This window comes from Clostridioides sp. ES-S-0123-01 (assembly GCF_020658415.1).
Taxonomy (GTDB): Bacteria; Bacillota; Clostridia; order Peptostreptococcales; family Peptostreptococcaceae; genus Clostridioides.
In genome coordinates, this window is sequence record NZ_JACVWD010000001.1 from 476,128 (window position 1) to 488,655 (window position 12,528).

The window sequence follows — 12,528 nt, forward strand, 5'->3', positions numbered from 1 at the left end:
TCTCCTTTGTAACAAATATTTATTTAAGCTGAGTATAACATAACAAAAAATAAATAGAAATAATTGCGATACCTATATAAATATTATCTGTTAATCAATCTGATTTACATCAATGCATGTTAATACTCAATTTTCATTTAAATTCTGTTAATAAGTAATATAATTTTTTTCTAAATTATACTAGTAAAAAGACGCTCCTTTCTGAGCGTCTTCATAATATAAAAATCTAATATTCTTTTAAAGTTCATTGCGTTTTATTTGTAATTAATAAGTTATATAATAAATAGACTTAATAAATATATTATATAACTTATATTTATTATAGTTCCTTTTTTAAAGTTTCTTTTAAAGTATCATATGCAAAATCCATTATTTCTCTACAAGCAACTAAATCTTTCTTTAAGTCTATACATAACTCTGAACCATACTCATTTCTTACTGTTGTTGTCAAATCTTTAGCATATGCTTTAGCTTTAGTACTTTCACCCTCATGGTTTCTACCTCTTACATATCCAATTATTATATTTGAGGCATTTACTGCACCACATAAACTAGCAACTCCACAACCTGAACCTAATCCACTACCTAAACAAACTGGTATATCTGTATTAAACTCTTCATTATATGCTTTTATAACTGACTCTGCACAATTAAACCCTTTTTCATGGTATTTTGATGCTATAACTTTATTGCACATTAAAACTCCCCCTTATCAATGTAAATTAAAAATCTCTTCTAACGTAATTATATCAAATATTAACAAAAAAATCACTTTTAACCAATTTAACTATTTTCTTCTAAATCTAATAGTATTTTTTTTAAGTCAGAATGATTCCCCATATATCCACCAATATTATTTTTACCAACAACTCTGTGACAAGGTATTATTATTGGAATTTTGTTGCTTTTACTTGCTTGTCCAATTGCTCTAACAGACTTTGGATTATTTATATTTTTTGCTATTTCTGAGTATGAGAGTGTTTTTCCATAAGGTATTTTTAACATTTCTTCATAGACAGACTTTTGAAATTCAGTACCATCAACACGTATTTTCAAATCAAATGTTTTTCTTTTTCCATTAAAATAATCATCTATCTGATTTATTGCCTCTTTTAAATCTTCTTCACTTCTTTTTATATCTATTCCTTTTTTAATATATTCTTCTTTTAAATTATTAAATTTTTCATCTCCTATATCTAAACTAACTACAAAACCATCTTCACTCAATATGTACAAATTTCCTATTTTAGACTCATAAACATCATATACTAAATTCATATAACGTCCCCCCTTTTATATTAGTATACATATAATTTTTCAAGTAATAAAGAGTTACCCTAAAAAATAGAGTAACTCTTTTTATAATTGTTAATACAATAGTAACTTATTTAGATAGCTATAAATTTTCAATATGTGAAACATTGATCTTCTATATTTTTAAAAGCTTTAGAAAGCATAAGTTTTATCCTGTTAAGCTGATTCACCTCGCTTGCAGAAGGGTCATAATCAATAGGAATTATATTTGCATTCTTATATAATCTTTTTAATTCTTTTATAGAACCTTTACCAATTATATGATTAGGTAAACATCCAAAAGGTTGCATACAAATGATATTTTCCACACCTTCATTCAACAATTCAACCATCTCACCTGTTAAAAGCCATCCTTCTCCAGTTTGATTTCCTAATGATACTACTGGTTCTGTATTTTTCGCAACTGTTTTTATATTTCCTGGAGCGTAAAATCTTTTACTTTTATCAAGTGCTTTTTTATATACTCTTTGGTATATACTTGTTATGTATATAAAGGCTTCTCCTATCATTCTACTTTTTCTACTTCCTTCTAAATGAGTGTGTTTATAAATAGTATTAAACGCACAACTTAAAAAGAAATTTGTAAGGTCTGGTACAACTGCTTCAGCACCTTCTCGCTCTAATATATTCACTAGATTATTGTTTGCAATTGGATGAAATTTAACTAATATTTCTCCAACTAAACCTACTTTAGGTTTTTTAATATCTAATATCTCTAGGTTATCAAACTCATTTACTATCTCTTTTATGTTTTTAGTAAATACAGAAATTTTAGCTTTGACTAGAGATTTTTTACATATATCAACCCATTTTTCATATAGAGTATTTGTACTTCCAATAACTTTCTCATATGGTCTCACTCTATAGAGTACTTTCATCAATAAATCTCCATATACAACAGACATAAAAAGTCTATTGATTAATTTTAGAGATACATTATCCATTATCCCACTATCTTCTATTCCATTTACACTAAGTGCAATAACTGGAACATCTTTAAACCCTGCATCATACATAGCTTTTCTTAAAAATCCAATATAATTTGTAGCTCTACAACCGCCACCAGTTTGAGTTATTGCAACAGATGTATTATTTAAATCATATTTTCCAGACTTTAATGCTGTTATTAATTGACCTACTACTATTATAGCTGGATAACAAGCATCATTATTTACATACCTCAAACCTTCCTCAATAACACTACTATCTGTATCTTTTAAAATTTCTATCTTATATCCACTCAGATTTACAGCTTCTTCAAGGAATTGAAAATGTATAGGTGACATTTGTGGTGCTAATATAGTATGTTTGTTCGTTATTTGATTATTCTTTGCATACTGTATTCTATCTACTTTCATATTTTTTACATCTATATTTTTACTTTCTCTCTCAAACATAGCTGCTTTTAAAGACCTCATTCTTATCTTTGCAGCTCCCAAATTATTACCTTCATCAATTTTTATAATAGTATATATTTTAGATTTTTCATTAAGTATTTCTTGAACTTGGTCTGTAGTTACTGCATCCAAACCACACCCAAATGAATTAAGTTGAACCAATTCTAAATAATTTTTATCTCTTACAAAACTAGCTGCTTTGTATAATCTTGAATGATAGACCCATTGGTCTACAACTCTAAGTGGTCTTTGCATATTTGCTAAGTGACATATAGAATCTTCAGTAAGTACTGCCATGTCTAAAGAATTTATAAGCTCTGGCATTCCATGATTTATTTCTGGATCTATATGATATGGTCTACCACATAATACAATTCCCTTTAAGTTTCTCTCTTTTATCTCCTTAAGTGCTCTTTCACCTGCTGCTTGCATCTCCATCTTAAATGAATTTTGTTCATCAGTCGCTTTATCAACTGCATGATTAATTTCTTCCTTAGTTATATTTATACCATTAAAACGTCTTGATAATTCCTCATGAAGTCTCTTTTTCAACTTTTCCTTATCATTTAGACTTATAAATGGATTTATGTAATTTATATTTTTGTTTCTTATATTTTCCACATTATTTTTTATTACTTCAGAATAGGATATTACAACGGGACAATTATAATAATTATCTGCACTTAAATCTTCTTCATTTTCATTGGTTACACTAGGATAAAATATATTCTTTATTCCTTTTGAAATTAAATTTTCTATATGACCATGAACTAATTTCCCAGGATAACACACTGTTTCAGAAGCAATGCTAGTTATACCAGTTTCATATAATTGTTTTGATGACCTATCTGAAAGTACAACTCTAAATCCCATATCATTGAAAAATGTAAACCAAAATGGATAATCTTCATACATATTTAATACTCTTGGTATTCCTATCTCTCCTTTTTTTGCTTTATCTTTTTCTAATGGTTTGTATTTAAAAATCCTATCATATTTATACTTAAATAGATTTATGGGGTTTTTCTTTTCTAAACCTATCTTTTTATCGCCATAAATGGCTTCTCCCTTCTCACATCTGTTTCCTGAAATAAAAATTTCATTATCAGAAAATTTGTTTATTGTAAGAAGACAATGATTTGAGCATCCTTTACATCTAATTACACTTGATTCTAATTTTATACTATTCAATTCTTCTTTAGATAATAAAGATGTTTGATATCCACTTTCATACTTCTCTCTAGCTATAAGAGCTGAACCAAAAGCACCCATAATTCCAGAAATATTAGGTCTAATTACATTTTTGCCAATTAACCTTTCAAAACTTCTAAGTACTAAATCATTGTAAAATGTTCCACCTTGTACAACAATATTATTTCCAATCTCATTTAAATCTCTGATTTTTATTACTTTAAATAAAGCATTCTTTATTACAGAATAAGATAAGCCTGCTGATATATCTCCAACACTTGCCCCTTCTTTTTGAGATTGTTTTACTCTCGAATTCATAAACACAGTACATCTTGAACCTAAATCGACAGGGCTTTGAGAATAGATACCTTCATGTGCAAATTCTTCGATTGTCATAGATAAAGAACTTGCAAATGTCTCTAAAAATGAACCACAACCTGATGAACAAGCTTCATTTAATATTATATTATCAATTACACCCTCTTTTATTTTTAAACACTTCATATCTTGACCACCAATATCAAGTATAAAGTCTACATCTTTATTAAAAAATTTAGCAGCTTTATAATGTGCTATAGTCTCTATTTCTCCATTATCTATTTTTAATGCTTTTTTAATAAGTCCCTCTCCATATCCAGTTACAGTTGAACTTAAGATTTTAACGTCTTTTGGTAATATATCATATATTTCATTTATGACCTTGATTGTTGTTTTTAGTGGATTCCCTTCATTACTATTATAGTAAGAATATACTAGATTCCCATCTTCATCAATAAGCGCAGCCTTAGTAGTAGTAGAACCTGCATCAATTCCTAGATAACAATTTTTCTTAATTGAATTTATATCTACATAATCTATTTTTTCTTTTTCATGTCTTCTTAAAAATTCTTCATACTCGTTTTTATCTTTGAATAAAGGTTCTAATAAATTTACTTCTCCATCTTCAATATTTTTTATATTGTCTAGTTTTTCTATTAGAGATTTAAGTTTTATACTATCTTCATCTACTGATAATAATCCTGCTCCAATAGCAATATAAAGCTGTGCATCTTCTGGGAAAATTACATTTTCATCTTTTAAATTTAGTACTCTTTTAAAAGCTTCTCTAAGTTCAGATAAAAAATACAATGGTCCACCTAAAAATGCAACATTGCCTTCTATTTTTCTTCCACAAGAAAGAACACTCACTGTTTGTACGACAACTGCATTAAAAATACTCATTGCTATATCAGTCTGCTTAGCTCCATCATTTATAAGAGGTTGAATATCTGTTTTAGCAAAAACACCACATCTTGAGGCTATTGGGTAAATAACATTGTAGCCTTTAGCTAATTCATTTAAACCACTAGCATCTGTCTTTAAAAGGGAAGCCATTTGGTCTATGAATGCTCCAGTGCCACCTGCACATATACCATTCATTCTTTGATCTATTCCTCCACTTAAATAGGTTATTTTTGCATCTTCTCCTCCAAGTTCTATAACAACATCAGTTTCCGGATGGAAATATTCTATTGATTTTGTACTAGATATAACTTCTTGGACAAATTTTACCCCAAGTTTTTTTGAGATTCCAATTCCTCCTGAACCAGTTATTATAATGGTTGCATTTATATCTCCCAATTTTTCGTATATTCCATTTAGTACTTCTTTAACTGATTTCTTCACATCAGAATAATGTCTTTTATATTCTTTATGAACTATATTGTTATTATTAAGTACCACAACCTTTACTGTTGTAGAACCTACATCAATTCCTATATGAAATAATTCATCCATTGTACCCCTCCATACTTATATGCTTTTTTAATTTTTGTAAGTTCTATGGCTTTATTTTAAGTAAGTTATTTTATAATTTTTATGATTAATATTTTTATTTTATGATTCTTTTATTAATCAAGCTTACTCTACTAGGTAATTTCTAATAATACCTTTAAATTTTAAATAAGAACATATAGTTAGTGTACTAAATTTTGTCATAAATTTCTACAGATTTTTGTTACTTTTTACATAAATATAACTTAACTCTAATACCAATTTAATGTTTGTATATTATAAAATATCTTCATTCAAAAAAAATGGTTGTCAGTACACAATTCCTTATTGCATATAGACAACCATTTTTTTGTATATTATTTTTATTTTAATTACTTCTATTTATCATATTTATGATATGAGCATAAATATAAAGTGAGCTGCTGCTCCTGCACATAAACCACCTATTGTATGAGAAAGAATTGCTTTTCCAGCTAATTGTCTAGCATTTAATGCATCCATCATACCAATATGTGTACTTAAATATCCACTCCAACACATACCCATTGCTGTAAATACTGCTATATCATTAGGAGTTATAGCTCCTGATTTTATAAATTCTGGAACTAAAGACATTGCTGCTCCAACAGCTCCTAATGAAGTTATAGGGAATGCTATTGCTTCTGGTGATGTAAATCCAAATAATGGCTCTAATATAAATCCAAGCTTATCCCCAAGAACTGGAAGTAATTTTATTCCTTCATATGCAGCTCCTGTATAAACCTCTTGACCTGTAGCAGGGTCTGTAGATGGTCCAAAAGTTAATAGCATAACTAATGTACATACTACTAGGACACCAGGGATTATAGCCATTCCCATATCTACACCCATCTTACCACCTTCAAGAATAGCATCTAGGCCTCTTTGGAACACATTTCCTTCTCTTATTTCTCTAAATTCAGCTTTTTTCTCTAATGTTCCTGCTGCTTTATCTTCTTCTGGATTATAGTTATAGAACTTCTTAGTAAATGTCAACATTATTCTAACACTTACAACACTACCTATTACTGCACCTAAGTTACCAATCAATGCTGGCAATACATATTCTGTACCTTGAGATATCATAAACGTTGTTAAGATAAGTCCCATACCAAAAGCTGTTCCTAAATTACATAGTGCTGGAACTTGATATTGTTTAAAATACTGTGTGAATGTTTTATCTTTAGCAAAAGGTATAATAGCTGGATTATCTGATAAATAAGTTGTTATAGCCCCTGCTATACTAGCACCAGGTAATCCGTATAAAGGCTTCATAAATATAGCGAAAATTTTATTAATTAATGCTATTACTCCAAACTCTGAAAGTAGTGCGCTTAATGCGCCTGCAAGAACTGCCATAGCCATAATTAAGAAAACTGTCTCTAATAGTAAAGCATGTGCTGTACTCATTATTACTTTAAACATCATTCCTGCGCCCATAATACTACCAACATAGCCAAATCCAACTATTAGTAATATTATGAAAACGAATGTCTCCATGCTTACTGCCTTAACCTGTCTCCTGTCTGTTAACTTCTCCATTTTGAATCATCCCTTCTTTTCTTTTGTTGTAAAGCTTAACAAAACCTTTTCTCTTTTTTAATTATACTTATAAATATTACTCTTTGCAACTTTATTTGTCATTTTTTTATCATAAATAAAATGAAAACCAGTATTCCAATAATAAAAATTTTTCAGATTTCTGCAAGTTTTCGACATATTATCTTTCATATATAAAATGATACAATTTCTTACTAAATAGATATAACCTCCTCTAACGACCTAATATCTAATAACAAGTTGTAACTTATAACTTTTATATTAATCAAAAAAGATTATGAAAAATTTTTTCCTTCAATATTTTTCATAATCTTTTTTTCTATTTTTATAAATTTTTTTCAAAAATTTTTTTTTAGTTATATATTATTTTAATTTTTCAGCTATATATTTTACTAAATCAACAGTTCTTGAGGAATATCCCCATTCATTGTCATACCATGAAACTACTTTGACCATATTATCCTCTATAACCATTGTGGACAGAGCATCTATGATAGATGATCTTGAATCGCCTCTATAATCTATAGAAACAAGTGGTTTGTCACAGTATCCTAAAACACCCTTTAATTCTCCTTCAGCAGCTTCTTTTAATACAGAATTCACTTGCTCAACTGTAACGTTTTCTTTAAGTTCACATACTAAATCAACAAGTGAAACTGTTGGTGTTGGCACTCTAAGTGAAAAACCATTTAATTTTCCTTCTAATTGTGGTAATACTCTTGACACAGCTTTTGCTGCTCCTGTAGTGGTAGGTATTATAGATTCAGCCGCTGCTCTCGCTCTTCTCAGGTCTTTGTGGCTCTTATCTAATATTCTTTGATCGTTAGTATATGAATGTACAGTAGTCATTAAACCTTTTACTATACCAAATTTTTCGTCCAATACTTTAGCAAATGGTGCTAGGCAATTTGTAGTACAAGATGCATTTGAGATTATATTATGCTTTTCATTATCATATTGTTCTTCATTAACTCCAACAACTATAGTTATATCTTCATTTTTTCCTGGAGCTGTTATTATTACTTTTTTTGCACCTGCTTTAATGTGTTTTTCTGCCTTTTCTCTTTGTGTAAATAATCCTGTTGATTCTATAACTATATCAACCCCTAACTCTTTCCATGGTAATTCTTCTGGGTCATTGTATCTCAGTATTTTTATTTCTTTAGAGTTTACTATTAGTGTATCTTCATCCTTTGCTTCTACCTCACCTCTAAAAGTTCCGTAACATGAATCATATGTAAATAAATGTGCCAAAGACTCTGTTGTTGCTCTTGCATTTATGGCTACAATTTCTATATTATCTCCTAATTCTTCTTGAGCTATTCTCAACACAGCTCTTCCTATTCTTCCAAATCCGTTCATTCCTACCTTAATTTTCATTATGAAATGTCTCCCTCCATTACTATGTTTTTACATGATTATTGTACACTAAATAATTCATTTGTTCAATACTTTTTCTAGATTAAATAATTAAATTCTGTGTTTTTTTATTGTCAAAAGACAATTAGTGTATCATTTTTATCTCTTTTAACCCTTATTTAGTATATACTTTTTAATATAAAGAGGCTGGAGGGACGTATTTTGCCCAATGTCCCTTGGGACATATTTCACCACCATTTTTTTGAATTTTTAAACTATATCTATATTTGAAAATACAATATGTATTAAAAGATTATCTCTCAATACAAAAACATCTAAAGATTACCTAAAAATAACCCTTAAATTTTTGTATTGATTACTTTACATCTTAAAAAATAAAACAAAAAAGAGATTATATCATTATATGAATAAAATAAATTTTTATACTTTACTCACTTACATAATACAATCTCTTTTTTGTATAATTATTCAAATAATTTAGTTCCTAAACTTACAAACATTTGTAAAATTAAAAATGCTTTTGTATCTATCTTATGATTACTCTGTAAAATTTCTTTTGCTTCATCTTGTGAAACTAAAATAGCTTCAATATCTTCATCTGGTTCTAAGAATTCATCAGTTATATTACCATCGCATATACAGTAAACAAATGCAATCGATTCATCACTCATACCAGGAGATAGATATACTTTCTCATTACTCTTATTTTTTTGAATTTCTAAAAGAGTAAGCCCAGTTTCTTCTCTAAGCTCTCTTTCAACAGAAATATCTATAGATTCACCCTTATCGATAAGACCTGCTGGCAATTCGTATATATATCCATTAATGGGTACTCTAAATTGTTTTATTAAAATTAATTTTTTACTACTTTTATGAAGACCTACTATTGCAACTGCATCTGCACTATCTTCTTTATTTTCAAGATAAATACTTTTTAGTTGTTCACTGCTTTTTCTTGATGCTACCATCCATATCTTATCTTCATCTAGCTTATTTTTATACTCAATTTCAAAAAGTCCCATAAACTTACTTTCAACCAATGGATTTATATTCTTTATTATAGTTTTTTTCAAATTTACTACGACCTCTCTTTATTTAAATATCCTTAAGTAATTATAGACATAATACTTTAAAATAAGTATTGGATACAGTTTCTTATATCTCCATTTCTAAGTTATCTTTATCTATGAACCCTACTTTAATTTCACAATCAAATATTTCTTTTAATAATTTTGCTAACTCTTCTCTTGCACTCATTACTTGATCTAAATTTGCATTAGTAAAACCATCTATAGGGAAAAATATATTTTTTGAACTACTTGTAATTTTTCCTTCTTCACCTTGTCTCCATATCCATCTTCTAGTTTTTACCATATCTCCAACAGAATAAATTAATTCTCCTTCTTCCATCAACTCAACTTCAGTTTCTCCAAACGGAATAAATTTATCCCCTTTTTTTGAAAATCTAACAAATACATCATCATCTCTAAAATCCATATCATGTGCACCCATTGGAAGTAGATATTTTAAAGAAATAGAGTTTCCTAAGTCTACAATAGGATTTATATGTGGAAGCTTTTTATTTTTAGCAACTCTTGTTGTCATTGCTTCTATCGAACTCATAAATTTATTTGGATTCATCCCTAAACTTCTAAATGCTTCTCTATATGGTATAATTTCTTCTGCTTCTTTTACCTTTTTATCTTTAAAGTACTCTTCTACTCTGTCTATGCTTATATCTAAAAGATTATTTATTCTTTCAATTTCTTTAGTATTGTCTATTCCTTTTGCAACTACTACACCAAAACATACATTTTCTAATTTATCAAATACTTCTTTTTCTACTATGAATTTCATTTTGCCTTGTCCTCCTGTTATTTTACATTATTTTCTAAGTAAATTTTATCACTTTATGTCTTATAAATATACCCCCTATTTTAGCAATTGTTTAATTTTTTTAAATTTTCCAATTAATACAATATTAGTTCTTATGAAATATTTTATATATAGTAATTATAGATTAAGCTTTTAAAAAAAATATTCTTGCTTTATAATGTATAATATATTTTTATTATACGTCTTATGGAGGTAATATTGTGAAAAATTTGATTTCTATATATTTTATAATTATTAATATTATTGGTTTATCTTCAATGTATATTGATAAGAAAAAAGCAATAAAAAATAAATGGAGAATAAAAGAAACTACCCTTCTTGCCATAGCAATAATTGGAGGTAGCATCGGTTCTATCATTGGAATGTATTCTTTTAGACATAAAACTAAGCATATTAAATTTACACTTGGGATACCATTTATAATATTACTACAATTGTTATTATTCTATTTTTATATGCTTTAAAGTGATTTTTAAATATAATAATTCTATTTTTATTAATAATTTAAGGTGTATAAATTTTTTAATTTTATACACCTCTTATCTAGCAATTCATAAAAATCTAACCAATTAAATTAATGACCTTTATGTTTGGCTTTTCTTTTTTCTTGTTTCAAAGTAAAAAGTCTTTCTTTTTCTTCTTCTTTTCTAGACTTAGCTAGTATTTTTTTATCTTGTTTTCTTTCTTCATGTTGAAGCTTAAGAGCATTTTGCGCTTTAGTTCCTATAGTTTCTTTAGACTGTTCTTTTTTTACTTTTCTCTGCATCCTTTTGTATCCAATGTTGTCTTTAGATACATTTTTATCCAATTTGATACTTCCAAAATTTAATGAAAAGAACTTTTCAAGTATGAATTCATATACTTCTACATCCTTAGGTTCTGCTCCAAAAACTACCCTACACACCTCATATTTTTTACCATCTTGTCTTTCGAATATACCTATCCAAAACGGTTCTTCAAATAAGACTGTTAATTTTCCACTAACATTATCCATTGCTAGTTCCTCCTATTTATTTGCTTTATTTCTAAAGAATGGACAACCAAGGAGGCAGGTTACTGACAGCAATTGCTGCGTCTGGACTACCAACCAGACTGTGTTTTTATCTTCATCAGTTAAATATTAACTTTTTTATTTTAATTTGTCAATGTTGATATAAATTTATCTTCCTTACTATTGCTATTAACAACTTTAAATATTATCCATTATTTCTCCATGCATAAACAAAGCTGCTTCTCCAGAAATTTTTACATCATTATCTTTTAATAATTCACACTGAATAATGCCACCACGATTAGAAAGTTGTGATGCTATCATTTTATCTTTTCCCAACTTTTCAGCCCAATATGGTATAAGACTACAATGAGATGAACCTGTAACAGAATCTTCTGAGTCTAATTCTGGACAAAAATATCGAGATACAAAATCTGTATCAGTTCCTTGTGATGTAATTATAACACCTAGCCAACCTGTTAATTTACGTAAATCTTGATAATTAGGTGTATAGTCTATAATTTCTTGTTCATTACTTAGTAACAATATTAAATCTCTTGAAGAGTAGATAGCCACTGATGTACAACCCAGTAAACTACGTTGTTGTACTGATAATTCAATTTCAATAGGTTCTCTGTTTGGAAATATCATTTCATATAGATTCCCATTTCGTGTAACTTCAAGAGTTCCACTTTGAGTAAAAAAACAAATTTTCTTAATATCTATATCAATAAAATTGGATATAACATAAGCTGCAGCTAAAGTTGCATGACCACATAAATCAATTTCTTCTTTAGGTGTAAACCATCGTAAGTCATAATTTCCATTATTTTTAACTACAAAAGCTGTTTCTGGAAGATTATTCTCTGTTGCTATTTTCTGCATTAATTCTAGTGATAACCTCTTTTCAAGAACACAAACACCAGCAGGATTTCCTTTAAATAATCTATTTGTAAATGAATCAACTACATAATATTTCATTATTCACACCTTCTTTCTAATTTAAAG

Annotated in this window: 10 protein-coding genes; 1 reads left to right on the top strand and 9 read right to left on the bottom strand. The window is 28.1% G+C overall.

All coding sequences use genetic code 11. The annotated features are described in order from the left end of the window. Positions 1–319: 319 nt before the first annotated feature. The 7 genes from IC175_RS02100 to IC175_RS02130 form a co-directional block, all read right to left on the bottom strand. On the bottom strand, positions 320–697 hold the full coding sequence (locus tag IC175_RS02100; RefSeq protein WP_227435923.1) for a C-GCAxxG-C-C family (seleno)protein: 378 nt from the start codon (positions 695–697) through the stop codon (positions 320–322). An 86-nt stretch (positions 698–783) separates the two neighbouring features. Next, complete coding sequence (locus tag IC175_RS02105) at positions 784–1,278, bottom strand: methylated-DNA--[protein]-cysteine S-methyltransferase (RefSeq protein WP_227435913.1); 495 nt, start codon at positions 1,276–1,278, stop codon at positions 784–786. 128 nt (positions 1,279–1,406) lie between these two features. After that, positions 1,407–5,678 (bottom strand): 2-hydroxyacyl-CoA dehydratase, encoded by a 4,272-nt coding sequence (locus IC175_RS02110; RefSeq protein WP_227851046.1) that lies wholly within the window; start codon positions 5,676–5,678, stop codon positions 1,407–1,409. 387 nt (positions 5,679–6,065) lie between these two features. Next, positions 6,066–7,235, bottom strand: coding sequence for a hypothetical protein (locus tag IC175_RS02115; protein WP_227834425.1), 1,170 nt, complete (start codon positions 7,233–7,235; stop codon positions 6,066–6,068). A 381-nt stretch (positions 7,236–7,616) separates the two neighbouring features. Then, entirely contained in the window at positions 7,617–8,633 is a 1,017-nt protein-coding gene (gene gap / locus IC175_RS02120; protein ID WP_227435901.1) for a type I glyceraldehyde-3-phosphate dehydrogenase, read from the bottom strand. A 464-nt stretch (positions 8,634–9,097) separates the two neighbouring features. Beyond that, on the bottom strand, positions 9,098–9,706 hold the full coding sequence (locus IC175_RS02125; protein WP_227483146.1) for an NUDIX hydrolase: 609 nt from the start codon (positions 9,704–9,706) through the stop codon (positions 9,098–9,100). An 82-nt stretch (positions 9,707–9,788) separates the two neighbouring features. Continuing rightward, positions 9,789–10,490: a B3/4 domain-containing protein gene (locus tag IC175_RS02130; RefSeq protein ID WP_227435897.1), complete on the bottom strand. Its 702-nt coding sequence runs from the start codon at positions 10,488–10,490 to the stop codon at positions 9,789–9,791. 239 nt (positions 10,491–10,729) lie between these two features. Between IC175_RS02130 and IC175_RS02135 the strand changes: the two genes are divergently transcribed. Further along, a complete protein-coding gene (locus IC175_RS02135) occupies positions 10,730–10,993 on the top strand; it encodes a DUF1294 domain-containing protein (protein ID WP_255604585.1) in 264 nt (87 codons plus the stop codon). 110 nt (positions 10,994–11,103) lie between these two features. Here IC175_RS02135 and IC175_RS02140 read toward each other — a convergent pair whose 3' ends face one another. Both IC175_RS02140 and IC175_RS02145 read right to left on the bottom strand, forming a co-directional pair. Further along, positions 11,104–11,523, bottom strand: a complete 420-nt coding sequence (locus tag IC175_RS02140; RefSeq protein ID WP_227483147.1) for a YjdF family protein — start codon at positions 11,521–11,523, stop codon at positions 11,104–11,106. Positions 11,524–11,718: 195 nt separating this feature from the next. Continuing rightward, complete coding sequence (locus IC175_RS02145; RefSeq protein WP_227851047.1) at positions 11,719–12,501, bottom strand: PhzF family phenazine biosynthesis protein; 783 nt, start codon at positions 12,499–12,501, stop codon at positions 11,719–11,721. Between the last annotated feature and the right edge of the window lie 27 nt (positions 12,502–12,528).

Bases quoted from the DNA above. Each gene is read 5' to 3' on its own strand.
- IC175_RS02100 (WP_227435923.1), bottom strand. From the start codon at position 697: ATGTGCAATAAAGTTATAGCATCAAAATACCATGAAAAAGGGTTTAAT.
- IC175_RS02105 (WP_227435913.1), bottom strand. From the start codon at position 1,278: ATGAATTTAGTATATGATGTTTATGAGTCTAAAATAGGAAATTTGTAC.
- IC175_RS02110 (WP_227851046.1), bottom strand. From the start codon at position 5,678: ATGGATGAATTATTTCATATAGGAATTGATGTAGGTTCTACAACAGTA.
- IC175_RS02115 (WP_227834425.1), bottom strand. From the start codon at position 7,235: ATGGAGAAGTTAACAGACAGGAGACAGGTTAAGGCAGTAAGCATGGAG.
- gap (WP_227435901.1), bottom strand. From the start codon at position 8,633: ATGAAAATTAAGGTAGGAATGAACGGATTTGGAAGAATAGGAAGAGCT.
- IC175_RS02130 (WP_227435897.1), bottom strand. From the start codon at position 10,490: ATGAAATTCATAGTAGAAAAAGAAGTATTTGATAAATTAGAAAATGTA.
- IC175_RS02140 (WP_227483147.1), bottom strand. From the start codon at position 11,523: ATGGATAATGTTAGTGGAAAATTAACAGTCTTATTTGAAGAACCGTTT.
- IC175_RS02145 (WP_227851047.1), bottom strand. From the start codon at position 12,501: ATGAAATATTATGTAGTTGATTCATTTACAAATAGATTATTTAAAGGA.